The sequence below is a fragment of the Planktothricoides sp. SR001 genome, from assembly GCF_001276715.1.
GTDB lineage: Bacteria > Cyanobacteriota > Cyanobacteriia > Cyanobacteriales > Laspinemataceae > Planktothricoides > Planktothricoides raciborskii.
Window position 1 is genome coordinate 13,787 of the sequence record NZ_LIUQ01000038.1, and the last position, 25,805, is coordinate 39,591.

Genomic DNA, 25,805 nt, shown 5'->3' on the forward strand with positions numbered 1-25,805 from the left:
CCCCCAAGTAGAGCAACTGGCGCCAAGTGGCGTATTGTTTGGCCATCTCTAATGGGTTTAATGTGGATGATCTGGCTGAGAAATCCACTGCGATAAACTGACTGTTTACACAGATTGCATTACATTTTGCATCACCTACAAGCATTACATTTGACCATTGACCACTGACTAATGAAAGATTTTTGGGATCAAGTCTTAAATTTTGCCAAGACCACCTGTAACAAAGTGGGCAGTGAACTGCTTGCGGATTTTGGCCAGGTTCAGCCTTCGGAAAAGAAAGATGGGAGTTTAATTACCCAATCAGATAAATGGGCTGATGAAGAATTGTGCAAGGCGATCGCATTTCATTTTCCCGATCATGGGATTTTGAGCGAGGAAAGCCAGCGGATATTCCCTAATTCCGAATGGTGTTGGGTCGTCGATCCGCTTGATGGCACCACCAACTTTGCCCGTGGCATTCCCCTGTGGGGGATTTCTTTGGGATTACTTTATCGTGGCATTCCCGTGTTTGGTTACATCTATATGCCCCCATTGGGAACTTCTTTTCATGGCTTTTGGTATGGCCAAACAGATCTAAAAGGGCCTAGGGGTGCGTTTCGCAATAATCGCCCGATCGAAACTTGCGCTGATGAACCGACTCACAATCACTTTTTTAATTTTTGTTCTCGCAGTATTCCGATAGTCCAGCATCCTTTTCCCTGCAAAATTCGCTTATTAGGCGTCGCGAGTTACAATTTTCTCTGCGTGGCCGCCGGTTCAACTATTGGCGGAGTCGAAGCAACCCCCAAAGTTTGGGATATTTGTGGGGCTTATCCAATTGTCCAAGCGGCAGGAGGAGTGTGGCAACCTTTGGATAATGCCCAGATTTTTCCCCTGAAACCGGGTCACGATTATAGCGATCGCAATTTTCCGACATTAGTTGTGGCTAAACCAGAATTAGTGCGAATTTTTCAACCCTTTGTCCCATGGGCAAAATTTAACCCCTGAAGGCTGTTTTTCTTGACAATTAATTGGACTTACACCGCTCTCAGATTTAAACCAAAAATAAATCTGGGAGCGAGAGTAGCAGTAAAACTCAGTCAGCTTCTAGGGTTTGATGAGTAAGTCCTCTGTTGATTAAAACCAAGTTTTTTCGCCGGAAAATTATCAATTTCTATTCATCGCCATTTATCCTACCATTATCCTACCAAATTCGACGCAATTAACCCCTGATTGATGGTTTATCCCATACCTGACGGATCTACAATTCGGTATTCAAAGGGTATAAAAAAATTCCGGATCGGGATTTTGAGGGGTATCCGTTGCCAGCTTCCCATCATTTTCAAATCTTTTCAAACCATTTTGAATTTGATCGCCACTACATCTGACTTATGCGCTAATTACGCTATTGATTGCGTGTTTGCCGCAACCGACAAGGAAAAATATATGAGAGATTAGAATCAGCAGAGCTTGGACTGGTGAGGAAGGAGTGCAATCGGTATGATATTGGTTGAAGAAAAGCTGACACAAGATTGGCGATCGCGCCTGTTGCGGGAGGCTCCAGAATATCAAAGCAGTTATGATGGGATGATCCGCTGGCTGTTAGGCGAAAACCCAGAACGGCTGAATCACTTGAACGATCAAGAGCTTTTGGTGATTTCTCAGGGGATGGATTACCGCTGGAGAATTTTACAACAGCGTTATTTGGGCGTACCCATGACCCAAGGGTATAACCAGTTAATTCGTCGCTTGGCCAGTTTATTTTTAGTTCGCAATAAGATCCGCACTTGGGTGGCTTTGAGTCGCGATCGCCAGCGCACGGTGGTAGACGTGATCCAAGAAGTTGTCCAAGAACTTTGTCAGCGCGATCGCTATATGCAAAAACAAGTAACCTGGATCGGTCAATGCACGGAAGATTCCCGGTTACGCAATGCCTTATTACTGGCAAGCCTCGAAGAATATTGTCTGCGTCCAGTCCGCAACCAGCCCCTCTTGACCTATCGCTTTTTTAACTATCTGCGCCAGTCGGGACGCGCTGGACTCACCCATGTACCCGATACCGAGTTAATTCGCTTAGTCTCCCAAGAGATTACCACCGATGACAGTGATGACCCTGTAAGCCTCCTGGATGAACAAGCGATCGCCCAATATGAAGATCGACAAGCCTGGGAAGAACAACAGCGTCTGCGTCAAGCGGTCTGTGAAGAATTTGCCGATTATTTAGCCAAAAAAGTCGATCCGATGGCGGCTAAATGGCTGCATCTGTATTTGCAAGGTCGTTCCCAAGAGGCGATCGCCCAAGAACTCAACCTGCCGATCAAACAAATTTATCGTTTACGGGAAAAAATCAGCTACCATGCCATGCGGATTTTTAGCCTGAAAATTCAACCAGAGTTAGTCACCAACTGGCTGCAAACCTCTCTAACCGAACATAGCCTGGGTTTGACCCCAACTCAATGGCAGAAATATCTAGATAGTCTCACCCCGATCCAACGGCAGGTCTTATCCCAGTTAAAAGCCGGTCAACCCATCAAGGCGATCGCGACTTCTTTACATCTAAAAACTTCTCAAGTATTGACCGAATGGACTCAACTGTATTTAACCGCCCAATCCGTAAGAAATTCCTGATCGGGAAAATTGGTTCTTGATACACTAAGTAAACCCGATCACTTTTTATGGGATGCGGGTACATCCATGTCCGATTCCTGATGAATCCAGGATCGGAACCCTGTTCCAAACCTCGCTGATTCTCCTGACGTGGCGATCGTAGGCGTGAGACTTAACCTGAAAAGCCTCACGAATATGTCAGTCCAATCTCTCTACCCTCTGACCGACTCCCTAGCATTCAACATCCTTGGGTCGGAGGTATATCATCGCAAATTTTATCCTGAGAAAATAAAGCCAGCGGTATATACCTGCGATTGGTGTCACCGAAAGTTTTGCCTCAGTTGAATTTAAAATCATGCCATCTATGCCTATACCATCCCCATCTCCAAGTGACGGGTCTGCCCGAATTGATTCTCAGCAAATATTCCAGTTGATTGATAGCATCCTGCCGTTTGAAGTCTGTCTTTACTATCAAGTCCTGCCTTTATCGATCCAGGGGAGTCGCCTCCATCTTGGTATGGTCGATCCTAAAGATGTCTCTGCCCTTGATTATGTGCGACGAATTTTGAGCTATGTAAATTGTTCCTTGGTGCCAAAATCTTTAGAATCCAAAGTGCATAGTGACACCCTTTCCGCTTATTTAAAATATTCTCATTCTCGCCATGCTGCGGTATCGAGCGCTGCTGCCGCCAAACCCAGTCCGAGCAAATATGCTAAAGAGCAGGAAAGCGAACCTCCAGTTAATCAAAATAATGAATCGGCTTTAGTTTATAATCCGGCGGGGAATTTGGTGCGGACTGAACAACAAATAGCCGCCGCCCGTCGCCTCAACAAGCCGCCGGAAATAAAAGTTCCTCCTGGGGTCTCCCCATCCCTGAATGAATTGCCAGTTTTAACGGTGCATTCCGTTCATTTAGGTAAGGATCTTGAGTCACTGGCGCATTTACCACCCAATCAACTCCTGCAAGAATTATTAGCCAGAGTTTTACAAGGAGGAATTGGTCGCTTATACTTCGAGCGACAAATGCAAAAAGGCCGAATTCTTTGGAGTCAAAATGGGGTGGTGCAATCGGTATTATCTAATATGTCTGAACCTTTATTTCAAAGTACCCTGAATGAATTTAAGCGCTTAGTTAATTTAAGTTTAATGCCGGTCAAAGAACCGAAACAAGTGGAAATTTTACGTTCTTATCAAAATGCGGATTTATTATTACGCTTAAGGATTATGCCTGGGGTGAATGGGGAAGAAGCGACTCTGCAAGTTTTACGGGGAGCAGCTTTAAAATTCTATCAACAGCAACAAATTGTGGCTTTGAGTCGAGATGCTTTACGATTAGCCCATCAACTTGAATATAAAATTAACCAACTAGAGCGAAATGCTCGGAATAATCCCGATCTTATGCCCAGAGAATTAGACTCTTTACCCGTGCTGAATCAGCTTCTTCAAAAAGTAGAAAATCAAGTCAATTTTCTGCGGTCTTTACAATATAAAAAGCTGTGAATTAAAGATATTTGAATGGGATAGAATAATATGGTGTAAAAATAAGGACACGGGCTTTTTCCGTGTCCGTGAATCTGGTAAAATTACCAAATTAATTGCTGAAATTAGCCATTTCAGCCCTAGAAAATTAGGCTAAAACTGGTGTTTTTTGCTGCGGCCAACGCCCCACCGCTTTGCCAATTACAGACAGGTCTTGCATCAGTTTGTCAAATTTTGCTGGGGTTAAAGATTGTGGGCCATCGGATAGGGCTTTATTGGGCGTTGGATGCACTTCGATCATTAAAGCATCCGTTCCCGCCGCGATCGCTGCCATTGCCATTGAAGGCACATATTCCCACTTACCAGTTCCATGACTGGGGTCAATGCAAATCGGCAGGTGAGTGAGCGATCGCAACACCGGAATCACCGACAAATCCAAAGTATTGCGCGTATAGTCCCGGTCAAAGGTGCGAATCCCCCGTTCACACAAAATCACCTGGGAATTTCCGGCGGCCAAAATATACTCAGCGGCCATCAACCACTCCTCAATCGTCGCTGACATCCCTCGTTTCAGCAACACGGGTTTATTTTGACTGCCCACTTTTTTCAGCAACGCGAAATTCTGCATATTTCGCGCCCCCACCTGGATCACATCTGCTACTTCCGCAATCTTTTCTAGATCCGCTGCATCCATCACTTCCGTAATAATCCCCAGACCACTGGCGTCTCTTGCCGCTGCCAGTAAACCGAGGGCACTTTCTCCATGTCCTTGAAACGCATAAGGGGAAGTGCGGGGTTTATAGGCACCCCCCCGGAGAAACTGGGCACCGGCAGCCTTGACTCGCAGTGCCGTCTCCACAATCATTTCCTCATTTTCCACGGAACAAGGCCCAGCGATTGTCACCAAAGGCTGATTTTCGCCAAAAATCACCGACCCGGCGGGGGTAGGCACCACTACATCGCTGGCTTCCCCTTGGCGAAACTCACGACTCGCTCGTTTAAACGGCTGTTCGACTCGCAAAACTTGCTCGATCCAAGGACTAATTTCTTGGAGAACTTCTCGGTCTAGGTCAACGGTATCTCCCACCAGACCAATCACCACTTTGTAGCGACCAACAATATTTTCTGGTGTTAGTCCCCATTTGGTTCTCAGTTCTTCATTAATCCGATCAATCTCCGCTGGTGGAGTCCCGACTTTTGTGACGATAATCATAAATTTCTCAATTTTTGTGTTGCTACGTCCTTTGTCATCTATTTTATCGATCGCAGCCCTAATAAACGAAGACTTACGCATGGTATCGGCTGATCCGCAGGGGGCGGTATGTTTTTACCACCTCATCAGATTCAGCAACGGTCAAACCCTGATGCGTAAGTCTTGTATATCTTTATTTGACGGTTAGATGTTGAGTGTTGACGATTGACTCTGCCAACCCAACATTTACTGGTGATTTGACTGATGACAACTAATTTTGTTGACGTTTTTCTTTTGCCGTCCGCCATGCTTGGGTCATTCGTCCCAAATTTGTGGTAAATTCGCTCCACCCTACCAGGCTTCCAGATATTTCAGGATCCCAAGACGCCGACAAAACGCCATAGCTTAACCCTAAGACGCCCAAGCCAAAAAAGCCCAAACTCACCAACACCACCGCTGTATTCGGTAGCTCAAAAATTTCATTGATCGTAATCCAATAGCTAACGATAAACGTAGCCATCCCCAAAGCGGAAGGTATTCCACATAAAATCGCCATCCGGCGGATCATGCGATTGCTGACAACTTCCGGGATTGCCCTGTCCTCTTTGGCGATCGCCTTACTGGGTGGGTTGTTGGTGGCTTCTGCTTTGGCAGTGGGACGTGATGGTTGATTTTGCTCTGTTGCCCGATCAGCGGCTTTTTTGGCTGATTTTTTTCGTTTACCGGGTTCAAAGGGTAAGCGATCGCGTGTTGATTCCGACGACATAAGTTTTGTTACTGTTTAACCACTTAACCACGAATGCCGAGGCGGGCAATCAGTGCCTGATACCGCGCCCGGTCTTCGTTTAGTATATAGGACAGCAACCGCTTTCTCTGGCCAATCACTTTTAGAAGTCCTCGACGGCAAGCGTAATCTTTGGGATTATTTTCTAGGTGTTGGCTGAGTTGTTTGACTCTTTCGGTGAGAATGGCAACCTGCAAATCAGCGGATCCGGTGTCCGTTTCATGCTTTTGGTATTCGTTGATGATTTGTTGTTTGACTGGTTGTGGCAAACCCATTGATTTTTTTTGATTTTTCTAAAACAGCAATTTTTAATCATAGCAAATTCTTTTCGATTGGGTCTAGGGGTTTTCATCTATTTGCCTGATTTTTTTGTGAAAGCGCGGTTTTGGGGTGTGGGGCCGCCATCGGTGTGGGGTGTAGGGGGAAGAGAGGGTGTAGCCCTTCGGCAGGCTCAGGGTAAGAGGTGTAGTGAATAGTGAATAGTGAATAGTGAATAGTGAATAATGAATAGTGAATAGTGAATAGTGATATTTCTTTTGTACGGGCGTCCTTGCGAAGCCCATGCCGTCAGGCTATATGGCCATTCGCCCCTACGACTTTTCACTTTTCAATGCATCACTTTTCAATGCATCACTTTCCCCCCCCACACCCCAACCAACAACCAACCAACAACCAACCAACAACAATCAACAATCAACAATCAACAATCAACAATCAACAATCAACAAATGACAATTATTGACTGAGAAGCGCGATCGCCTGTCTAATCCACTCATCCGCATCGGTATCCGCCGATAAATGCGGATCTCGGCTGAGACTGGTCAGAGTAGCCATGACTTCACTGGGGGTATATCCCAAAGCGAGTAAGGTCATTTCTATATCCTCTTGGAGGGCTGGGTTTAGCCCTGGAGTGGCTGTGGTCGATAAACCCGATCGCTGATGCCATTCTGCCAGCTTGGTTCTGAGTTCCAAGGCAATGCGTTCAGCGGTTTTTTTGCCCACCCCAGGGGTTTGAATTAGCACTTTGGTGTTGCCGGTGACGATCGCCTGCACTAAGTCCGTCATGCCCAAGGTATCCAGGAGGGCGATCGCCAACTGAGAACCAATCCCACTCACACTGATTAACTGGCGATATAAGTCCCGTTCCGCTACTGATGCAAAGCCATATAATATCCACTGGTCTTCCCGAACTTGTAAGTGGGTAAATACTTGAATAGGTTGCCCGACGCTCGTGGGCAACTGCTGCATCATCCGAGGCGGAATTTGCAAGTCATAACCGATATGATTCACTTCTACGGTGAGAATAACTCGACAAGGAGCGATTTTTTGCACGCCGACGACTGTGCCTTTGAGATAGCTTAACATTTTTTGATTAGTTATTAAATATTAGTTATTAGTTATTGGTTATTAGTTATTGGTTGTTGGGTAGGGATTCTTTGGTTGTTGGTTGTTTGTTATTTATGGTTCTTTATTAGGGTTAGGGTTGGGAAATTGTCTCAGAAATCCCTAGAATTCCTTGACAATTTTAACCATAAGAGAAGTCAGGTACTCAAGCATCGTTGCGCCTATCTCAATGGGGCTTTTGGTGCCTAAATTATCTAAGTATTTCTACTTATAGATTAATTTAATGGAGATGCTCCCGAAGCAACCAAGCAAAGAAACCAAGAAACCGGGTTGCTATCAGCCATAAGGTTTGGTGACAAAGATGGTATTAAGTCTTTGGTAGGGTGCGTTAGTAGGGGTAAAATTTAGGGTTCAAATTAATTATCTTCATTCCCGAATAGACGCTTTTTTTTATTCAGCTTTTTTTATTCAAAATTGGTACGGTCTCAATACAGGTGACATTCCATAAAGATGATCGGTTTTTTCTATCCAATAACGACGGCAAAGAGATTGTAGGATATCCAGTAAATCGGCATATGGCATCGGGGCAATTTCTAATAGTTTGACCAGGGCGATCGCCTCATTTTCTTTAGCTAATAGGGATAAAAGTTGCTTTTCTGGTTCCGATAGGTAAGCCAACGGTTGCTGTAAAATATCTTTCAAATCTTGGGGAAATAATAAAGGCTGATTTTGTAACACTTCAGTCACAGTTAAGCCTAATTCAACCATAAAATTCGCCACAGTTTTTAACCATAACGGGTTGCCTTGATAATGATCAATGAATCGGGAGCCGTTTGCTTCGGGTTCTAATCCTTGTTCGGCGATAATTTGGTGAGCGGATGCAGTGTCTAACCCGGTCAAGATTAAGTTAGGGGTATTTGGGTGTTTAATTTGAGCAATTTCTCGCGGGTATTCCCAACCAATTAAGAGAAAACAAGTTTGATGCGATCGCTCTTTAATTTGTTTAAAGAAACTGCGATAATCCTCATATTTTGGTTGATAATGACCGGCCAATTCACCCCGCATAAACAGGTAATGGATATCATCTAAAATAATTAAACAGCGATGATTTTGTAAAAATTTCATCAGGTTCATCAGGGGTAGCGGTGAAGTTTGATTATCCCCCTCGGTAAAAATTTCGGTTAAATTATTTTGCAATTGGGCAAGGGTCGGGCAAGTTTCCAGACTACGCCAAATCACATATTCAAATTCATGTTTAATTTCTTCTACAAGTTTTATCCCCAGGGCGGTTTTGCCCATCCCTATCATGCCAGTAATGGTTAAAAGTTGTGCTTTTTCTGTGAGGATTTCCTTTTTGAGTAGTTCCAGTTCAGCAGTCCGATTATAGAAGCTGCCTAACTTGGGCATTTCACTTAAATCGTGATGGAAAGTTGGGGTTTGTTGGGGGTTAGATGTTGTTTTATTTTGTGGGTTTTGGTTAGTTGTATCTGGTGGTTGTCTGGCTTCTCCGCAGATATTAATATTCCTAATTTGCACAGAATCTTGAGCAACATTTGATGAAAATAAGGCAAATTGCAGCCTCTCCATTGTCGATCTAAAATTAGATTTAGTAACTTTAGTAACTTCCTCAGTAACTTCTTCCTCTAACTCCTTTGAAAGTATCTGCCATAATTTTGCTCCAACATCCCGAACATAACTCTCATTACAGTGCTTTTCTTGGGCAATTTCGCTGTATTTCTTACCTTGCAGAGTTCCCCGTGCGATCGCCTGTTGCAAGTCATCAAGGTGTTGCCCGGTCTTAGCAAACACCAGAGCGTCAGCCATTTTTAGCACTTCATCAAGATTCATGGATTCGGGTAGATTTCGGGATTTTCCGTATTATAGCCAACATTTCCTAGCATTTTCCAACAAATTCTGGCATTTTCCAACAGTTTTGACGCGGTGGAGTTGGGGTTGCCGACAAAATTGCCAACAAAATCGAGCATTTTAGCCTAGACAACGCTTTGATTTAGCAACGATCATAGGAGAGGTATTCAAGCACATATTTCTTAGTAAAGTATGTTTATACTTGCCACAATTAACATTTTTGCAGTTTTATGGTCATCTTTCGTCTGGGGAGTTGCAGGAGTTGGGGCAGGACTTTTAGCTGTTATACCCGTTGGCGGCATCTTCGAGGCTTTGACTGGTGATCGTGAAGCCGCAAATCGATGGACTACATTTGTCGTTTGTGCGATTATTCTAATTGCTATCATATCTGGTGGAATGCAAGAACTCAACGAGCAGATTTATCAATCTCGGTAAAAATCTAAAGTTTGTCGCCGCCTAACGCACCCTACCAATAAAGAAACCGGGTTTCTGTGAGCATTAAGGTGAGGTGACAGAGATGGTCTAAAGAAACCCGGTTTCTCTGTTGCCCCAAGCAAGCAAAGAAACCGGGTTTCTATCAGCATTTTGGTTGGGTGACAAAGATGGTCTGAAGAAACCCGGTTTCTCTGTTGCCCTCAGCAAGCAACCAAGCAAAAAAACCGGGTTAGAAACCGGGTTTCTTGGTTGGGTGACAGAGATTTGGTGTCAATTACCGAGTTTCTGAATTAAGTTGATCGCTGATGCTATAATCAAATAATCATATCTATAACGATCAATAACTAAGATGTCGCCCGCTAAAGAAATCTCAATTTCCTTACCAACATCCCTAGTACAATTTATTGAGAACTATAAAACCGCCAAAGGATGTCAATCCCCTGACCAAGTGATTCAATTAGCTTTAGAATTATTGAGAAATCAAGAACTAGAATCCGCTTACAGAGAAGCATCTAGTGAAATTGATTCCGCTTGGGATATTACAATTGCCGATGGATTAACCGATGAAACGTGGTGAAATTTACTATGCTAATCTCAGTCCGGCGGTTGGATCGGAAATGGATAAACGCCGCCCCGTGCTTATAGTAAGTAACGATGCAAATAACCGCGCAGCGGATACAGTGACAATTCTACCCATTACCTCTAATGTGACTCGCGTTTACCCTTTTGAAGTGTTAATCAATCCGGAGGATAGCGGTTTATCCAAGCCTTCCAAGGTGCAAGCGCAGCAGGTGCGAACTATTTCTAAACAAAGGATCGGTGGGGATGCAGTGGGTTTTTTGAGTCAGGAAGTTATGCAAATAGTAGAGACTGCCCTCAAACTCCACTTAAAGCTAGATTAAATTTCCTCACGATCGCCATTGATTCATTCACCTTTATTTGTGGTTAAAAAAGCGCGATCGCGCCAAAATCAACCAAGTAAAGAAACCGGGTTTCTATCAGCATTTTGGTTGGGTGACAAAGATGGTCTAAAGAAACCCGGTTTCTGACGCCATCAGCAAGCAACTAAGCAAAGAAACTTGTAGTGCTAAATCAATCCAGACTTGTACATCCATTGATAGCCCGAGTCTATCTTTGGCAATGAGCATTGCTACTTCCCAGCAACTAATCGCACAAATCCCAATCTGGTCTGCTCCCTGAATGATTTCTCCGGCGTGAGGAGCTAGTTTGTCGGATTCATTGACCCACCAAAGCCAAGCATGAGTATCGAGAATAATCATTCGTCTGTTTCCCAAGGCTCATCAATGGGAGAAATCAGGTCATCCTCAAAAATAATACTTCCTTTGAGGGGGTTGTTTTCAATATCAATAGATGACGGTGTGCTTTCCTGGTTTTCTAACACAATGACGCAGATGGTTTTTCCTTCCCATTGGGAGGAGTATTGAGACGGAATGTTAATGATGCCGTTGTGAAGAATCGTTTTAAATGAAATCATAGGTTAACAGAATTAAGGATGTGTATCTAGTTTAACCACCTCTTTGGTAGGGTGCGTGTTTGCGGGGCAAAATTTATGGCTCAAATTAATTATTTTCATTCCCGCCGTAACGCACCAATAGCCAAAAAGGTACTCAAGCAACCAAGCAAAGAAACCGGGTTTCTATGAGCATTTTGGTGGGGTGACAAAGATGGTCTGAAGAAACCCGGTTTCTCTGTTGCCCCCAAGCAACCAAGCAAAGAAACCGGGTTTCTAGTAGGGGCCAATGCGAGAACGCCCCTACTAGGTTGGGTGACAAATATGGTCTAAAGAAACCCGGTTTCTGGATAGAGGCGATCGCCTACAGTCTTTGGTAATCTTTGGTAGTCTTTGGTAGGGTGCGTTAGTCGGGGGTAAATTTATGCCTCCAATTAACCATCTCCATTCCAGACGTAACGCACCTTTATTGCTAAATATTGGTGCGTTACGGCGGATTTATAAATCTCGGTAAAAATCTCAATTTTTTCGCCGCAAACACGCACCCTACAATAAAGAAACCGGGTTTCTGCGATAATGTTGATTGGGTGACAGAGATTTGGGTAAGAAACCCGGTTTCTCTGTTGCCCCCAAGCAACCAAGCAACCAAGCAAAGAAGCCGGGTTTCTATGAACCCTCTGGTGGGGTGACAAAGACGGTCTAAAGAAACCCGGTTTCTGGGATTTTTCTAACCATCAACAACTACCAAATCTACCCTGCAGCGAGTTGCGGCTTCTGCCAAGCGGCGATCGAGTGTTGCAATTGGCAATTTTAATCGTATGGCTAACTCTAAATATGCCGCATCATAAGCCGCTAAACCTTCTTTTCTTGCCAGATCAAATGTTGAAGAGAACGCCTTGCTATCCGTTGCTTCCTCAACGTGAATTAACAAAGATTGTAACAAAGCGATCGCTAATTGTGATTGCTCCTGAGTCATACGGTTGCGTCGTTCCGCCACCAGTAGAGTATTCGCGACTTCTAGTGACCAAATTGCCGGTACAATCGTTATTTTCATCGACTAAGCACCAACTAATTGCGATCGAACAATCTAAGACAAAATGCATTAAAATCTCCGCCCTTCATCAATCATTTCTCGAATAAAATTTGGTGACAACGCCACTTGTTGCTGCAATTTTCGCATTTGCTCAATGGCTTGTTGAATTGATTCTTTAGTGGTCAACTTCCCCCAGGCATTATACTTGGATTTAGTTTCTTCAGATAATAACGGCTGTACTACTAATACTACTTCAACCGCAGTATTTTTTAAATTAGCTGGCATCGTAATTTGGAGAATACCATCGGTTACCACATGAGAATTCAGCTTAATTGTTTCCATCTCTTTTGCTCCAGAAAAACCTATTCTATTTTATCTCAAATTAGTCTAAATTTACCAGGATATTGAGAATTCATCTTACAACCAAAGAAACCGGGTTAAAAACCGGGTAACTTTGACGAAACCCGGTTTCTTGTTTCGGTGACAAAGATGGTCTAAAGAAACCCGGTTTCTGGATAGAGGCGATCGCCTTGCAATCATATCAAATATATTCAATTCTTCCGCTCATTTCTTCAGGGGTATAGACTTCATAAATTAAAATCAAACTACGGATAATCTCCCCAACGGAACGAGAATTAGGCGCACAATAGACAATCCCAGGATAATTGGTGATATCACTGGCCATAATTAGAAAATCATCATCATGGGTGACTATCACCCGCTGCTCTTCACGAATAAATGCCAGATGTAATTCATCACTTTGAGTCCGCAACCCTGCATCTACTGTTGTGGTTACATCTATGCCATAACGACGTAAACCCCGCGCAATATTAGGGTCAATATGCTCGTCCAAATGAAACCGAATTTTCTCACTCACCTCTAATTGCCCTCAACTTTTCTTGTAACGGAGATGGGGGACTATTGCGCTTTAATTCTTCTACCCGCATTCGACTTTCAGCGGTATGACGATCGATTTCCGAGCGATGATCGTAATAATAAGTCATTGCTGCATGAACCGATGCCAGGGATAAATCATATTTGCCCGCAATTTCTTCTAGAGAAATTCCCATTTTTAGATACATTTCAGCGATATGTGCTACGGCAATTCTATGACCGGCAATGCGGGGCTTACCACCAAGGACTCCCGGCGTAATTTCAATATGTTCTGTGATGATTGCTGGCTGAGGCATTTTATTGAAAATCTCTTATTTGCTAATGTTTAAGCTACTTAATCCTAGCATAAACAAATGAAGGGCGATCGCACCGAAATCAACCAAGCAAAGAAACCGGGTTAGAAACCGGGTTTCTTTGACGAAACCCGGTTTCTTGGTTCGGTGACAGAGATGGTCTAAAGAAACCCGGTTTCTCAAGCCTACGTCTTTGGTAGTCTTTGGTAGGGTGCGTGTTTGCGGGGCAAAATTTATGGCTCAAATTAATTATCTTCATTCCCGCCGTAACGCACCAATAGCCAAAAATGTGCTCAAGCAAACAAACCGGGTTTCTATCAGCATTTTGGTTAGGTGACAGAGATGGTCTAAAGAAACCCGGTTTCTAAGTATTTTTCCTATGCTTAACCTTGAGCCGGTGAAAGTAAAATAATTTGTCGTTTTTGCAGACTCCGCACCCCATCCAAATCTAGGTCAACTTTGGCTAATATTTCGGCGATAGTCTTTTTGGTGTCACCAGAAGAATTAGCGGTTTCACAAGCTTGGAGAAATTCAAATTCTGCCGGGGAAAAATCGACGATTTGGTAGTTATAGTCAAAGACTTGTGTGCTTGGCCATCCATGTAAACAAGGACTGATTTCGGGATAGGCTGCTTTTAATGCCTCATCATTAGACCAGTCAGCGATCGCTAATGGGGGACGAGTCAGGAAAAACTCATAGTGAGTTACTTCTGGATCGAGTAATTCAATCAGTCGATACCGTTGGCGATCGCTCAACTGTTTTGCCCGTTCCATTAACTCTGGTTCCTTGCCCAAAAGTCGCTCTAAATTCCAATAATCTACATTAGAAAACCCTAAAAACTCTAATCCTGATGCATCAATAAATTCAAATAAAGTGTCAATATTGTAGTCAATTTCTTGAGGATGCACATACATATCCGCAAAACTGGCATCCCGGTGATTTTCCATTGCCCAACGTTCTTTTTCCCGTTTCAAAATCCGGTTATTTTCTGGTAATGCGGCAAAAATTTGCCGCCCAATTTTCACCCCTTCTTGATAGGTTTCGCCTGTGGGTCGATCGAGGCTAGAATTTTGTTGTAACAGCCCGATCGCTTTCTGCATCAGTTGAATTTCCCAGCGACCTAACTCTGCATAGACAAAAATATGAAATAAACCCCCCTGCGCCAACTTAGACGCCAAAGCTTTAATCCCCCGAATTGGATCGGGTAAATGATGCAGTACCCCGACACAATTAATTAAATCAAATTCTCCCTCCAGTTGACCCACATCATAAATACTTAAATGATGAAATGTCACCCGGTCTGCCCCAGAACGTTGACAGCGTTCTTGGGCTACCTCCAATGCCCCGCTACTTAAATCAATAGCGGTGATATGGGCTTCCGGGTTGAGGTGAACTAAATAATCGGTTCCCACCCCAGTACCACAACCGGCATCAAGAATCCGAATGGCCTGATTTTTTGGTTTTTGTCCGGTGCAAAAACTATAAGCAACCGGCCAATTCCAGCGCCAGTTATATCCCGGTGGGGGTTCATCTAAGAGGGTTTCTGGGGGAAACGGGTAAGTATCATAAAGTTGTTGGACTGCCTGACTAATGTTACTTTCAGAATTCATAATTTATCCGTGATTGATGATGGTTATTTTCCCGATTATTTTAACCTTTTATGGACTTTTTTTATCGTGCAATAGGAAAAAATTTTTTTACCTTTTTTGTTCGGTCAGTTTTCCGCAAATATTGCCAAAATCCGAGGTGATTTTTCCGTAATTTGCCGGGGTAAATTTAACGATTTTTACCCGTTTTCCCAATTATCAAAGGAATCAGTAGGCTCCAATGGGCGATCGCTTGGTAGTTGCCCGTGACTCGCGATCGCTGGGCGATCGGGTAATCCGCGAAAGCTTTAGAACTCCTCTTTTTCTATAAGCAGTTAGTAATTTGCAATGAAAGCGTAACAAAAGTTATCTTTTTTCTCAGTTTTTCCCATGAACCCATAAGATCCAATGGTGGGTCTATCGTAAGATTTCTACACAATTCTTAATAATTGAGAGGTTAAGGCCGAATCGTTTTAATCTAAATAAGATTGTGTTGATTAAACCCAGACGGTCGAACCAATGGCATGATTCACCGTCCCCGAATCGAGGGAAGGCACTCTGGAATTGTTAACCATGACTGGAGTGAAAGTGCCGATTAACTATATGAGTTCGGTTGAATCTAGTAATATCTGTGTTGGGAGTTTTTGAAATCGCATGAGTGTAAAGGCAAGTGGTGGAAGCTCAGTTGCACGTCCGCAACTATATCAAACAGTGGCCGTTGCAACCATTTCGCAAGCGGAACAACAAGATCGCTTCCCAGATAATTCTGAATTAAGCGAACTGCAAGTATTTTTTCAATCCGGCACCAAGCGGTTAGAGATTGCGGAAGTCCTGACTCAAAACTCAGAACTGATTGTGTCTCGTGGTGCGAACCGGATTTTCACTGGGGGTTCTCCCTTGGCTTTCTTAGAAAAGCCAGCGGACGATCGCCCAATGGAAATGACCAAAGCAGGCGATCCGATGACCCTGCAAGAAGGGATGAAACTGGGAACTGTCACCTATGTGGAAAGTAAATCCAGCGGTGGCAATATCTTTAGCCGGTTGGGTGAGATTTTTTCCACAGCCCCAGGCGGTGGACCAATTCCCCCAGGGTTCCAACCGATTAACGTTTCCCGCTATGGTCCATCCAATATGACCAAATCCTTGCGGGATTTGTCTTGGTTCTTGCGTTATATTACCTACGCGATCGTGGCCGGGGATATGAATATTCTCTCGGTGAACGTGCGCGGACTGCGGGAAATCATTGAAGGGGCTTGTTCTTCGGCGGCGACCATTGTGGCCATCCAAGGAATGAGACAAGCCAGTTTGTCTTATTTCAAGGAAGATGCAGAAGCGCAGAGCCTTGTCGGTCAATGCTTTGACTTGGTATTAACTGAGTTCCAAGGTTCTACTCCTTCTAATAAGTTGCGCCAACGGCCTTCAACCGATCAACAAGGTCTAGAACTGCCTCAGATTTATTTCAATGCATCTGAGCGTCGGCAAAAATTTGTGATGAAGCCCGGTTTGTCTTTCTCTGAAAAACAATCAGTGGTGAAGGCAGCTTATCGGCAAATCTTTGAGCGGGATATTACTCGTGCTTATGGCTTGAGCCTGTCTTACCTGGAGTCTCAGGTAAAAAATGGCGATATCTCCATGAAAGAGTTTGTCCGTCGTTTGGGCAAATCGCCTCTATACCAAAAACAGTTTTATGGCCCGTTTGTGAACAGCCGGGTGGTGGAATTGGCTCATCGGCACTTCTTGGGCCGGGGTCTTTCTAGCCGCGAAGAGTTTAATAAATATTTCTCAATTGTTTCTACTGGCGGTTTATCCGCCTTGGTCGATGCCTTGGTAGATTCCCAAGAGTATTCTGACTACTTCGGTGAGGAAACGGTGCCTTACCTGCGCGGTTTGGGCCAAGAGGCTCAAGAATGCCGCAACTGGGGCGTGCAGTTTGACCTGTTTAATTACAGCGCTCCCTTCCGCAAGGTGCCACAGTTTATTACTCTGTTTGCGGATTACACCCAGCCGTTGCCGGATCAGCATCCCTATGGCAGTGGCAACGATCCTCTGGAAATCCAGTTTGGCGCGATTTTCCCGAAAGAAACCCGGAATCCCAAGAACCGTCCCGCACCGTTTGGTAAGGATAGTCGCCGGATTCTGATTCATCAAGGACCGGGAATTAATAACCAGTTGAGCAACCCAGGGGCACGGGGTGAAAATCCCGGTTCTTTGGGCGCTAAGGTGTTTAAGTTGACTGGAGTTCCTCGCGATCGCGCCCGCAGTGTCAATATCAGTGGGATTGAAGCCAGCACCCAAACGGTGATTGAAGCCGCTTACCGCCAAGTCTTTGGCCGTCAGGTTTATTCCGGTCAGCGTTTGACAGTGGCAGAGATTAAGTTGGAAAACCGCGAAATCACCATGCGGGAATTTATTCGCATGATCGCTAAGTCTCCCGCTTTCCTGAAACTGTACTGGACTCCCCTCTACGTTTGTAAGGCGATCGAGTATATCCATCGGCGTTTATTAGGACGTCCTACTTATGGTCGTCAAGAGATGAATGCCTATTTTGATATCTCGGCGAAGAAAGGTTTCTATGCTTTGGTCGATGCAATTATCGATAGCAAAGAATATGAGGAAGCCTTTGGGGAAGATACCGTTCCTTATGAGCGCTATCTGACTCCAGCGGGTCAATCCTTACGCAGTACCCGTGTTGGCAGCATTGCCGATAAGAATCTCAAGATTGTTAAGGAAGAAACCCCGCTGTTTATCGAACTGGGTGCGGTGGGCGATCGCAGTGTTCCCGATGTGGAAATGCGCTTGGCTCAAGGGGTCAGCAAGCGGCGCGAGCAAACCAAGGTGTTCAAGCTCACCAACCTCAGCCCCGTGGAAGCCCAAAACGTCATTCAAGCAGCTTACCGGCAAATCTTTGAGCGGGATATTGATGCTTATATCATCAAGAACGAGTTCAGCGTCCTGGAAAGCAAACTGCGGAATGGGGAAATCACCGTTAAGGAATTTATTGAAGGCTTAGGTTGTTCCAAACTCTATGTTAAAGAGTTCTACACTCCCTATCCCAATACCAAGGTGATTGAACTTGGCACCAAGCATTTCTTGGGTCGTGCGCCCTTGAATCAGCAGGAAATTCGCAAGTATAACCAGATTCTCGCGGCTCAAGGTCTGCGTGGATTCATCACCGCAATGGTGAACAGCATGGAATATCTCCAAGCCTTTAATGAAGATACCGTGCCGTTCTGCCGCTTCCCGACCCTGCCTGCGGCCAACTTCCCGAATACGGAAATTCTTTACAACCAGCTAACCAAGCAAAGTAAAGACATCGTTGTCCCCAGCTTTAAGCCGGTGAAGTCTGGTATGTCTCAGACCGCCGAATCCGCCGCTCAATTCGATGTGGTGGAAATCGGGCGATCGGTGAACGGCGTCAGCCCTCAGCCGGTGGCCGTCCAGAAAGCCGCCCGGATTCACCGAGTTGCGCCGAACAGTGGTGTGGATCAAGTGGAAGAAGGCATCCAAGCGATCTATCAACAGATTATGGATGTTTACTCTGAGGAAATTCCCCAAGAGTTTCGCTTGTTGGACGCTGAAGCACAACTCCGCAACGGAGAAATTTCCGTGCGCGAGTTTGTCCGCCAGTTGGCCAGTTCCGACGCTTACAAGGCTCGGTTTGTGACTCCTTATCCGGCACCGAAGGCCGCTGAGTTGTTGTGCCGTCACCTGTTGGGTCGCAGTTCCATACTTCCTGGCGCTACCCCAGAAGTGAATCAGTGTGAGCAGTTGATGTTAGACCAAGGATTGGCTGCCGCTGTGGATGCTTTGGTGGATGGTGCAGAGTATGGCCGCTACTTCCGCGAGGATGTGGTGCCTTACAAGCGTTCCTAACTTCTGATTTCACCTTTCATTTCTAATGTTTAACCCCTGGTCTGTTGATGAGACTGGGGGTTTTTTGATGCGATCGCTCTCGCGTTGCGGATGCAATATCGCGTCAGCGTTGCGGATGCAATATCGCGCAAAATCTCTCCCTCCCCGGCGTCGTCAAAGTAGATAGCCTGGAATACCATCAACAAAAGCCTTTTTTGGTGTTTCAGGACATTGGGGGCATCTCCTTAAAGAAATATCTGGCAGGTCGTCCTCTACCTTTACTTAAATTCTTGGCGATCGCCATTCAAATTACCAAGATTGTTGGCGAAATTCACGGTGGCAACATTATTCACAAAGATATTAATCCCAGTAATATTATCATCAACCCCTCTACCAATGAGGTGAAAATAATTGATTTTGGCATTGCCACCCAACTGAGTCGAGAAAATCCCACAGTTAAAAATCCCCATGTTTTAGAGGGAACTTTATCTTATATTTCCCCAGAACAAACTGGCAGGATGAACCGGGTAATTGATTATCGCAGTGACTTTTACTCTCTTGGGGTTACTTTTTACGAACTCCTCACGGGAAAACTGCCATTTACCAGCCAAGATCCACTGGAATTAGTCCACTGTCATTTAGCCACCCAACCCCCATCTCCTCTATTTGTCCCGAAATTACCTCAAATTTAGCTAACATTGTGCTGAAATTGATGGCGAAAATGCGGAAGAACGTTATCAAAGTGCTTGGGGTTTCCTGACGGATTTACAAGAATGTCAAAGGCAGTTTAATGCCCTTGGTTTTATTGAACCCTTTGCTTTGGGAGCGTGGTATTTTGCCGATCAATTCCAGATTCCCCAAAAACTCTATGGCAGAGAAGCGGAAATTGCTGAGTTAATTAGTGCCTTTGAACGAGTTAGCAGTAGTCTGGGCAAAGAACCGGCGATCGCTCATGGATACGGGGTAATTCTCTCCAATTAAATAATGCTTATTAGCGGATATTCCGGTATCGGCAAATCAGCGTTAGTGGCAGAACTTCACAAAGCCATTATCGCCAAACGGGGCTATTTTATTAGTGGTAAATTCGATCAATTGCCAACTCATATTCCCTACTCAGCCTTAATCAATGCTTTTAGAGAATTAATCGAACAAATCTTAACAGAAAGTGAAGAGCAACTACAAGAATGGCGAGAAAAAATATTCTCCGCATTAGGGAATGGCAAATTATTATTGATGTGATTCCTGAATTAGAGTTAATTATTAGTTCTCAGCCTGCGGTGGCTGAAGTCGGGCTGGTGGAAGCCCAAAATCGATTTAATTAATCTTTTATTTAAATATTTTATTTATCCGATCTTTCTGTAACCCAGAACATCCCTTATTCTTATTCTTGGATGATTTGCAATTGTCAGACTTAGCGAGTTTAATTTTTACTGATTAAAGGCTTGTATTTGCCTGAAATTTTAAATAAATTAAATGATTATTTATCTTTTGCATTAACTAGCAAAAATCAATTAGGTTAGGTATTGATGTCTTATTCGCGATTAAAAAATTTATCATTTCCTTCGTGGGAGTTGATGCCGAGGAAATTGACAGCACAATTGAAAGGGATAAGGATATTAGCGATCGCGAATTTGTTAATCGCTGTAAATCTTCTGAATCTTTGTTTGCTTTGACCATTTATTATATCTGTCAAATGCAACTCTGTTGTATCACTCAGGATTTTGCCCAAGGCATCCTATATATCAACCCAACCAAAAAAATCTTAACCAGTATCTTGGGATTTACTTTATCCTCAGAATATTACTATTATGCTTCCTTACTGATGTTAAATCAGCCCAATTGGTATCTTTATCTGAATGAAATCAATAAAAATCAGCAAACGATGAGCCAATGGGTGAAAAGTTGTCCAAAAAATTTCCAACATAAGTTGCTGCTGATCGAAGCGGAACAAGCGCGGAGAAACGAAAATATTCTCGCAGCAATGGATTTATACGATCGCGCGATCGCCTTAGCGAAAGAAAACGAATTTCTCCAAGATCATGCATTAGCCAATCAAATGGCTGGTTATTTTTATCTGGGTTTAGGGAAAGAACACTTTGCCAAAATTTACCTCAGCCAGAGTTACTCTTCTTACGATCGCTGGGGGGCGAAAAACAAATTAAAACAACTGGAAGCCAACTACTCTCAATATATCCTCCAAATTGGTAATTTCCCTGAGTTTAACACCACAACAATTTCATCTTATCCTGGGGATAATAATGCTAATGCTTTTTTAGATTATGCGGCATTGGCGAAAAATTATCAAATTATTTATCGGTGTTTATAAGTAGAATAAATTTTGAAAAATTTAATGACAATTTTTATTAAAATTGCCGGAACCAAAAGGGGTTATTTAATCTTGAAATTCGGTGACAAAAGTTATGTAAAATTAGATAACTGGAAAATCGAAGCTATTGGAGAAGTGCCAGGAGATGAGCAAACGGCTATATTGAATAATTGACTTAAAAAATCAGCTTTTTAACTCAATTATTCAATATGTTATTCGCACTAAAAAACCTTTGGTTTATCAGAATGCTAGTCAAGAAATTAGCCAAAGTAACGACTCTTACTTTAAAACCCATCAACCCAAATCAATCCTCTGTATTCCCCTATTAAATCAACGACGGTTAATTGCCTTAGTGTATCTAGAAAATAATTTGGCTACTGGGGTGTTTACCACGAAACCCATGGAAATATTGCAAATGATATCCACCCAGGCAGCGATTTCTTTAGAAACTTCTCGGCTTTATGCTTCCTTAGAAGAAAAAGTGCAGCAACGGACTGAGGAATTAGAACAAAAAAATCAGAAGTTATCCCAAACCTTAGAGGAATTGCAGCGCACCCAAGTCCGATTGATTCAATCGGAAAAAATGTCTGGATTGGGACGAATAGTTGGCGGAATTGCCCATGAAATTAATAACCCCATTAATTTTATTTCTGGCAATGTGATTTATGCCCAGAATTATTTTGATGAGTTACTATATCTGATTCATGCTTATGGAGAGGAATTGCCCCATCCCAGTCCCATGATTCAAGAGAAAATTGAAGAGATGGATTTGGACTATCTGCGAGTTGATGTGAAAGAGTTATTGACTTCTATGAAATATGGCTGCGATCGCATTGCCAAGATTGTCCAAGGATTACGCACTTTCTCCCGGTTAGATGAAGCTGAAATCAAACCCGTGGATATTCATGTCAGTATCGAGAGTAGTTTAATGTTATTGCAAAGTCGGATTAACGGTGAAGCAAATTTGCGCCAAGTAACCGTGGAGAAAAATTATGGCAATTTACCCAACGTGATTTGCTATGGCGCATAATTAAATCAGGTATTTTTCAATCTTTTGACTAATGCGATCGATGCTTTAGCGGAAGTGCGATCGCTTTCTGAGTCTGCCCCTAAAATCGAGATTATTACCGAAAGAACTTCTCAAGACACTGTGAGAATTTTGATTCGAGATAATGGGGTGGGTATTCCAGAAGCGATTAAAGGCAAAATATTCGATCCCTTTTTTACCACCAAACCCGTCGGACAAGGGACAGGGTTAGGACTCTCCACCAGCTACCAAATTATCGTCGAACAACATGGAGGGCAATTAACTTATGAAAGTCAAACCAATCAAGGCACCGAGTTTATCATAGAGATTCCCATTGCCCCCAAAATTTCATCTATATAGGTGAACATAATAAGTAGACGGGCAGAAATAAATGCACCACAGACCCCATTAGAGGAAAGAGGAAAGAGGATGCATAGGAAAGAGTAAAGAGTAAAGAGTAAAGAGTAAAGATATTCTCTCTCCTCTCTCCTACGAACCTCTCTCCTTCCTACAGGCGGGAATCCAAAGCCTATCGGCGGGGAACGAAAAGTGCAATTAATTATGTTCACCTACTTAGACTAATAGGTTTAAACCAATCCATCCAACCATCACATCGGAATTACTTATGGCTGAAGCAAAAAATGTCTTAGGCGAAACCCTGGAAACTTGCTGTACCAATCCCGTCACCGGATTTTATCGCGACGGCTGTTGCAAAACCGGCCCGATGGATTTTGGCAGCCATGTCATCTGTGCCCAAGTCACCGAGGAATTCCTCGAATTTACCAAATCTCGTGGCAACGATTTATCCACCCCCATGCCTGCCTATCAATTTCCGGGACTGAAACCGGGCGATCGCTGGTGTTTATGTGCCAGCCGCTGGCAAGAAGCCCTGGAAGCTGGAGTGGCGCCCCCGGTCATTCTCTCTGCCACCCATGAAAAAGCCCTAGAATTTGTTTCTCTGGAAGATTTGCGAAAATATGCAATTTAATTGTTAATTGTTATTTGTTATTTGTTATTTGTTGTTGGGTAGGGATTCTTTTGTTGCTTGTTATTCGTTGTTTGTGATTGGGGGGAGGAATTGTCCCATAACGAATCACCAATCACATTACATCCAAGAGGTAGCAACACATAAGTCCCTGAAACTCTTGTAATGAAAGCATAAGAGGTTAATCATGGGGTGGGTGAATCGGCCAAAAATTAACGGATTTGTAAAAAAATATTAAGCAAATCGCTCAAGTGTTAACCTAATGCTGCAAAATAGCGATACTTACAAAACTGAAGTCAAAGAAAAACTGAATTGAGTTTCTTTGGGTGACGTTATCCCGTACAATATTGTCGGGAGCAGCAGAGAGGCTCAAATATGAGTCTTTAAGTAAAAAAACTTAAAGAATCTCCGCTTTCTCACCCAAACCCACAATCCAGATCAATCTTTGACCTATCTGGACATCATTCTCTTTTGGAGGAAGTAATTAATGAGTATCGTCACGAAATCCATCGTGAATGCCGATGCTGAAGCTCGTTACCTGAGCCCAGGCGAATTAGATCGGATCAAGAGCTTTGTCACCACCGGCGAAAAGCGCCTCCGCATCGTTCAAATTCTCAGTGAATCTCGTGAACGCATCGTCAAGACCGCTGGCGATCGTCTGTTCCAAAAACGTCCCGACGTGGTGTCTCCTGGTGGAAACGCCTACGGCGAGCAAATGACCGCCACCTGCCTGCGTGACCTGGACTACTACCTGCGTCTCGTCACCTACGGAATCATCGCTGGTGATGTGACCCCCATCGAAGAAATCGGCATCGTTGGTGTTCGTGAAATGTACAAATCTCTGGGCACCCCCATTGATGCAGTGGCACAAGGCGTCCGTGAAATGAAGGAAGCTGCTTCCTCCTTGCTTTCTGCCGAAGATGCTGCCGAAGCTTCTTCCTACTTTGACTATGTAATTGGTGCTATGTCCTAAGAGTTAATCCTCTGATTAATTCTTTAATTCTTTCCGCACCTTTTAGCCAATTGTCACCAGATTAAGCAGTTTAAGGAATCATCAAAACAATGCAAGACGCAATTACCGCTGTAATTAACTCCTCCGACGTCCAAGGTAAGTACCTCGATAGCTCTTCCTTGGCCAAGCTCAAGTCTTACTTCGCAACCGGCGAACTGCGCGTTCGTGCTGCAACCACCATCAGCGCCAATGCCGCTACCATCGTCAAGGAAGCTGTGGCCAAGTCCTTACTGTACAGTGATGTCACCCGTCCCGGTGGCAACATGTACACCACCCGTCGTTATGCTGCTTGCATTCGCGACTTGGACTACTACCTGCGCTACGCCACATACGCTATGTTAGCTGGCGATCCTTCCATCCTGGATGAGCGCGTGCTCAACGGTCTGAAGGAAACCTACAACTCCCTGGGTGTACCAATCGGTTCTACCGTGCAAGCCATCCAAGCCATGAAAGAAGTCACCGCTTCTCTGGTCGGCCCTGACGCTGGCAAAGAAATGGGTGTTTACTTCGACTACATTAGCTCTGGTTTGAGCTAGTATAGCCACCCTGACAGGGAAATGCTACAAATCATAGCATTGTCTTGAGTCTATTGAGGTCAGGGAAGTCAAGAGTGAGTTCTAGCTGGTCGAGGGCTTATCTACAAGATGAGTTTTGACGAGTTAGGATTGACTCTCGACTCCCTGCCTTTAATTTTGATAATCTCAATTGACATTTACAATTTTCTCAATTAAATCAGGAGAAAAAACTCATGCGTATGTTCAAGGTGACGGCTTGCGTCCCAAGTCAAACTCGTATTCGTACCCAACGAGAATTGCAAAACACCTACTTCACCAAGCTAGTGCCTTATGATAACTGGTTTAGTGAACAGCAAAGAATTATGAAAATGGGTGGCAAAATTATTAAGGTTAAATTGGTCACTGGTACGCCCGGAACCAACACTGGGCTGCTGTAATTAACATTCAGCGATATGAATTTCGATGACTGAATCGACCCAACACAAATATTTAGAACTGTGTGTAGTATAGATTCAGGCTCAGGTGGGAAAACCTCTGCTGTTTCAGGGATGGGATGGATAGAAACACGGTGGGTTTCAATTCTCTTAAGCTAAGGTTATTTTCCTTGAAAAAGCAGAGGATATCTCACTTAGTTGTGTTTTTCAATGTGTTTTTCAATGTGTTTTTCAATCCGGTTTTTCCCTCTCCATAGTTCTCCCTCCAGCATTTTTCAGTATTGCTTGTTTAAGACTCAAAACTAATTAGATTATCTTGAGATTTTCGGGTGTTCATCGCATTTCAGGTCAGCTTGAACCACCGAATGATTTTCAGTATTTGGCCAGTATTTGATAGCATTCCCTAGGGTGGGCTTTTGTAAGCATTCAGGTATCAGCTTTCAGTTTTCAGTGGTGATGCCGCGATCGCTGTTGTTACAGGCTATGGCCAGGATACATTGCCAAGAGAAGACTGGAACTAAGAACTAAAGTGTTCGGCTGCGTTGATTTACACTGACGATCGCTTATGCTGCCTCTTTCCTAGGTGTCCTATTTACTCTTTGAATGGCTAATGGCTAATGGCTAATGGCTAATGGCTAATGGCTAATGGCTAATGTCAAATCTATTTGTAATAATTTTGGCAGTAAAAAA

At 43.8% G+C, this 25,805-nt stretch carries 34 protein-coding genes and 1 pseudogene; 21 read left to right on the plus strand and 14 right to left on the minus strand.

What is annotated here, in order from left to right; genetic code table 11:
* Positions 1-171 precede the first annotated feature (171 nt).
* From AM228_RS19765 to AM228_RS19775, 3 genes are all read left to right on the plus strand, one after another.
* Positions 172-987, plus strand: coding sequence for an inositol monophosphatase family protein (locus AM228_RS19765; protein WP_054468464.1), 816 nt, complete (start codon positions 172-174; stop codon positions 985-987).
* Between the two features lie 492 nt (positions 988-1,479).
* Positions 1,480-2,607, plus strand: a complete 1,128-nt coding sequence (locus AM228_RS19770) for a HetZ-related protein 2 (protein WP_054468466.1) — start codon at positions 1,480-1,482, stop codon at positions 2,605-2,607.
* A 343-nt stretch (positions 2,608-2,950) separates the two neighbouring features.
* Positions 2,951-4,087: a hypothetical protein gene (locus tag AM228_RS19775; RefSeq protein ID WP_054468468.1), complete on the plus strand. Its 1,137-nt coding sequence runs from the start codon at positions 2,951-2,953 to the stop codon at positions 4,085-4,087.
* Between the two features lie 127 nt (positions 4,088-4,214).
* On the opposite strand, the gene aroF is transcribed toward AM228_RS19775, so the two are convergent.
* The 3 genes from aroF to rpsO all read right to left on the minus strand — a co-directional run bounded on the left by aroF (position 4,215) and on the right by rpsO (position 6,317).
* Positions 4,215-5,279, minus strand: a complete 1,065-nt coding sequence (gene aroF / locus AM228_RS19780; protein ID WP_054468470.1) for a 3-deoxy-7-phosphoheptulonate synthase — start codon at positions 5,277-5,279, stop codon at positions 4,215-4,217.
* 250 nt (positions 5,280-5,529) lie between these two features.
* Complete coding sequence (locus AM228_RS19785; RefSeq protein ID WP_054468475.1) at positions 5,530-6,024, minus strand: PAM68 family protein; 495 nt, start codon at positions 6,022-6,024, stop codon at positions 5,530-5,532.
* A gap of 23 nt (positions 6,025-6,047) precedes the next feature.
* A complete protein-coding gene (rpsO, locus tag AM228_RS19790; protein ID WP_054468477.1) occupies positions 6,048-6,317 on the minus strand; it encodes a 30S ribosomal protein S15 in 270 nt (89 codons plus the stop codon).
* A gap of 301 nt (positions 6,318-6,618) precedes the next feature.
* Between rpsO and AM228_RS33090 the strand changes: the two genes are divergently transcribed.
* Entirely contained in the window at positions 6,619-6,774 is a 156-nt protein-coding gene (locus tag AM228_RS33090) for a hypothetical protein (protein ID WP_156331921.1), read from the plus strand.
* 3 nt (positions 6,775-6,777) lie between these two features.
* On the opposite strand, the gene ruvA is transcribed toward AM228_RS33090, so the two are convergent.
* From ruvA to AM228_RS33095, 3 genes are all read right to left on the minus strand, one after another.
* The gene (ruvA, locus tag AM228_RS19795) at positions 6,778-7,407 is read right to left on the minus strand and encodes a Holliday junction branch migration protein RuvA (RefSeq protein ID WP_054468478.1); all 630 of its coding nucleotides are present in this window, start codon (positions 7,405-7,407) and stop codon (positions 6,778-6,780) included.
* A gap of 447 nt (positions 7,408-7,854) precedes the next feature.
* On the minus strand, positions 7,855-9,234 hold the full coding sequence (locus AM228_RS19800; RefSeq protein ID WP_190879638.1) for an NB-ARC domain-containing protein: 1,380 nt from the start codon (positions 9,232-9,234) through the stop codon (positions 7,855-7,857).
* Positions 9,231-9,371 carry a hypothetical protein gene (locus tag AM228_RS33095; RefSeq protein WP_156331922.1) on the minus strand — a complete coding sequence of 47 codons (141 nt, stop codon included), beginning with the start codon at positions 9,369-9,371 and terminating at the stop codon, positions 9,231-9,233. Before AM228_RS33095 ends, AM228_RS19800 begins: the two co-directional genes overlap by 4 nt.
* Before the next feature lie 73 nt (positions 9,372-9,444).
* On the opposite strand from AM228_RS33095, the gene AM228_RS19805 reads away from it, so the two are divergent.
* The 4 genes from AM228_RS19805 to AM228_RS19820 all read left to right on the plus strand — a co-directional run bounded on the left by AM228_RS19805 (position 9,445) and on the right by AM228_RS19820 (position 10,589).
* The gene (locus AM228_RS19805; RefSeq protein ID WP_054468479.1) at positions 9,445-9,687 is read left to right on the plus strand and encodes a hypothetical protein; all 243 of its coding nucleotides are present in this window, start codon (positions 9,445-9,447) and stop codon (positions 9,685-9,687) included.
* Between the two features lie 109 nt (positions 9,688-9,796).
* Positions 9,797-9,976, plus strand: a complete 180-nt coding sequence (locus AM228_RS19810) for a hypothetical protein (protein ID WP_054468480.1) — start codon at positions 9,797-9,799, stop codon at positions 9,974-9,976.
* A 60-nt stretch (positions 9,977-10,036) separates the two neighbouring features.
* The gene (locus AM228_RS19815) at positions 10,037-10,264 is read left to right on the plus strand and encodes a hypothetical protein (RefSeq protein ID WP_006620406.1); all 228 of its coding nucleotides are present in this window, start codon (positions 10,037-10,039) and stop codon (positions 10,262-10,264) included.
* Complete coding sequence (locus AM228_RS19820; protein ID WP_046320580.1) at positions 10,251-10,589, plus strand: type II toxin-antitoxin system PemK/MazF family toxin; 339 nt, start codon at positions 10,251-10,253, stop codon at positions 10,587-10,589. The genes AM228_RS19815 and AM228_RS19820 overlap by 14 nt, the downstream gene beginning before the upstream one ends.
* 126 nt (positions 10,590-10,715) lie before the next feature.
* Here AM228_RS19820 and AM228_RS19825 read toward each other — a convergent pair whose 3' ends face one another.
* From AM228_RS19825 to AM228_RS19855, 8 genes are all read right to left on the minus strand, one after another.
* On the minus strand, positions 10,716-10,967 hold the full coding sequence (locus AM228_RS19825; RefSeq protein ID WP_072160861.1) for a PIN domain-containing protein: 252 nt from the start codon (positions 10,965-10,967) through the stop codon (positions 10,716-10,718).
* On the minus strand, positions 10,964-11,182 hold the full coding sequence (locus tag AM228_RS19830; RefSeq protein ID WP_054468482.1) for a hypothetical protein: 219 nt from the start codon (positions 11,180-11,182) through the stop codon (positions 10,964-10,966). The genes AM228_RS19825 and AM228_RS19830 overlap by 4 nt, the downstream gene beginning before the upstream one ends.
* Positions 11,183-11,277: 95 nt before the next feature.
* Positions 11,278-11,448 (minus strand): hypothetical protein, encoded by a 171-nt coding sequence (locus AM228_RS33100; protein WP_156331923.1) that lies wholly within the window; start codon positions 11,446-11,448, stop codon positions 11,278-11,280.
* Between the two features lie 437 nt (positions 11,449-11,885).
* Positions 11,886-12,212, minus strand: coding sequence for a type II toxin-antitoxin system VapC family toxin (locus AM228_RS19835; RefSeq protein ID WP_231636875.1), 327 nt, complete (start codon positions 12,210-12,212; stop codon positions 11,886-11,888).
* Positions 12,213-12,260: 48 nt separating this feature from the next.
* Positions 12,261-12,533, minus strand: coding sequence for a hypothetical protein (locus AM228_RS19840; RefSeq protein WP_054468485.1), 273 nt, complete (start codon positions 12,531-12,533; stop codon positions 12,261-12,263).
* A gap of 199 nt (positions 12,534-12,732) precedes the next feature.
* Complete coding sequence (locus AM228_RS19845) at positions 12,733-13,068, minus strand: DUF5615 family PIN-like protein (RefSeq protein ID WP_054468487.1); 336 nt, start codon at positions 13,066-13,068, stop codon at positions 12,733-12,735.
* The gene (locus AM228_RS19850; RefSeq protein ID WP_054468488.1) at positions 13,061-13,381 is read right to left on the minus strand and encodes a DUF433 domain-containing protein; all 321 of its coding nucleotides are present in this window, start codon (positions 13,379-13,381) and stop codon (positions 13,061-13,063) included. Before AM228_RS19850 ends, AM228_RS19845 begins: the two co-directional genes overlap by 8 nt.
* Before the next feature lie 380 nt (positions 13,382-13,761).
* The gene (locus AM228_RS19855; RefSeq protein ID WP_054468491.1) at positions 13,762-14,988 is read right to left on the minus strand and encodes a bifunctional 2-polyprenyl-6-hydroxyphenol methylase/3-demethylubiquinol 3-O-methyltransferase UbiG; all 1,227 of its coding nucleotides are present in this window, start codon (positions 14,986-14,988) and stop codon (positions 13,762-13,764) included.
* Positions 14,989-15,618: 630 nt separating this feature from the next.
* On the opposite strand from AM228_RS19855, the gene AM228_RS19860 reads away from it, so the two are divergent.
* The 13 genes and pseudogenes from AM228_RS19860 to AM228_RS19905 all read left to right on the plus strand — a co-directional run bounded on the left by AM228_RS19860 (position 15,619) and on the right by AM228_RS19905 (position 25,118).
* On the plus strand, positions 15,619-18,837 hold the full coding sequence (locus AM228_RS19860; RefSeq protein WP_054468493.1) for a phycobilisome rod-core linker polypeptide: 3,219 nt from the start codon (positions 15,619-15,621) through the stop codon (positions 18,835-18,837).
* 167 nt (positions 18,838-19,004) lie between these two features.
* Entirely contained in the window at positions 19,005-19,508 is a 504-nt protein-coding gene (locus tag AM228_RS35490) for a serine/threonine-protein kinase (protein ID WP_231636879.1), read from the plus strand.
* 127 nt (positions 19,509-19,635) lie between these two features.
* Positions 19,636-19,797: an ATP-binding protein gene (locus AM228_RS35495; RefSeq protein ID WP_231636876.1), complete on the plus strand. Its 162-nt coding sequence runs from the start codon at positions 19,636-19,638 to the stop codon at positions 19,795-19,797.
* A 3-nt stretch (positions 19,798-19,800) separates the two neighbouring features.
* Positions 19,801-20,055, plus strand: a complete 255-nt coding sequence (locus tag AM228_RS35500) for an AAA family ATPase (protein ID WP_054468501.1) — start codon at positions 19,801-19,803, stop codon at positions 20,053-20,055.
* Positions 20,001-20,138 carry a hypothetical protein gene (locus AM228_RS35505; RefSeq protein ID WP_231636877.1) on the plus strand — a complete coding sequence of 46 codons (138 nt, stop codon included), beginning with the start codon at positions 20,001-20,003 and terminating at the stop codon, positions 20,136-20,138. Before AM228_RS35500 ends, AM228_RS35505 begins: the two co-directional genes overlap by 55 nt.
* A gap of 242 nt (positions 20,139-20,380) precedes the next feature.
* Positions 20,381-21,142, plus strand: a complete 762-nt coding sequence (locus AM228_RS19875) for a hypothetical protein (protein ID WP_054468503.1) — start codon at positions 20,381-20,383, stop codon at positions 21,140-21,142.
* 12 nt (positions 21,143-21,154) lie between these two features.
* Positions 21,155-21,316 carry a hypothetical protein gene (locus AM228_RS33110; RefSeq protein WP_156331924.1) on the plus strand — a complete coding sequence of 54 codons (162 nt, stop codon included), beginning with the start codon at positions 21,155-21,157 and terminating at the stop codon, positions 21,314-21,316.
* Positions 21,317-21,344: 28 nt separating this feature from the next.
* Positions 21,345-22,172, plus strand: coding sequence for a sensor histidine kinase (locus AM228_RS19880; protein WP_255353229.1), 828 nt, complete (start codon positions 21,345-21,347; stop codon positions 22,170-22,172).
* Positions 22,173-22,184: 12 nt separating this feature from the next.
* Positions 22,185-22,529, plus strand: a pseudogene (locus AM228_RS19885) (sensor histidine kinase); the annotation flags it as partial.
* Between the two features lie 265 nt (positions 22,530-22,794).
* The gene (locus tag AM228_RS19890) at positions 22,795-23,157 is read left to right on the plus strand and encodes a DUF2237 family protein (RefSeq protein WP_054468509.1); all 363 of its coding nucleotides are present in this window, start codon (positions 22,795-22,797) and stop codon (positions 23,155-23,157) included.
* Positions 23,158-23,641: 484 nt separating this feature from the next.
* Positions 23,642-24,127 carry an allophycocyanin subunit alpha gene (apcA, locus tag AM228_RS19895; protein WP_054468512.1) on the plus strand — a complete coding sequence of 162 codons (486 nt, stop codon included), beginning with the start codon at positions 23,642-23,644 and terminating at the stop codon, positions 24,125-24,127.
* An 89-nt stretch (positions 24,128-24,216) separates the two neighbouring features.
* Positions 24,217-24,702: an allophycocyanin subunit beta gene (apcB, locus tag AM228_RS19900; protein ID WP_054468513.1), complete on the plus strand. Its 486-nt coding sequence runs from the start codon at positions 24,217-24,219 to the stop codon at positions 24,700-24,702.
* Positions 24,703-24,914: 212 nt separating this feature from the next.
* Positions 24,915-25,118 (plus strand): phycobilisome linker polypeptide, encoded by a 204-nt coding sequence (locus AM228_RS19905; protein ID WP_072160863.1) that lies wholly within the window; start codon positions 24,915-24,917, stop codon positions 25,116-25,118.
* The last annotated feature ends 687 nt before the right edge of the window (positions 25,119-25,805 follow it).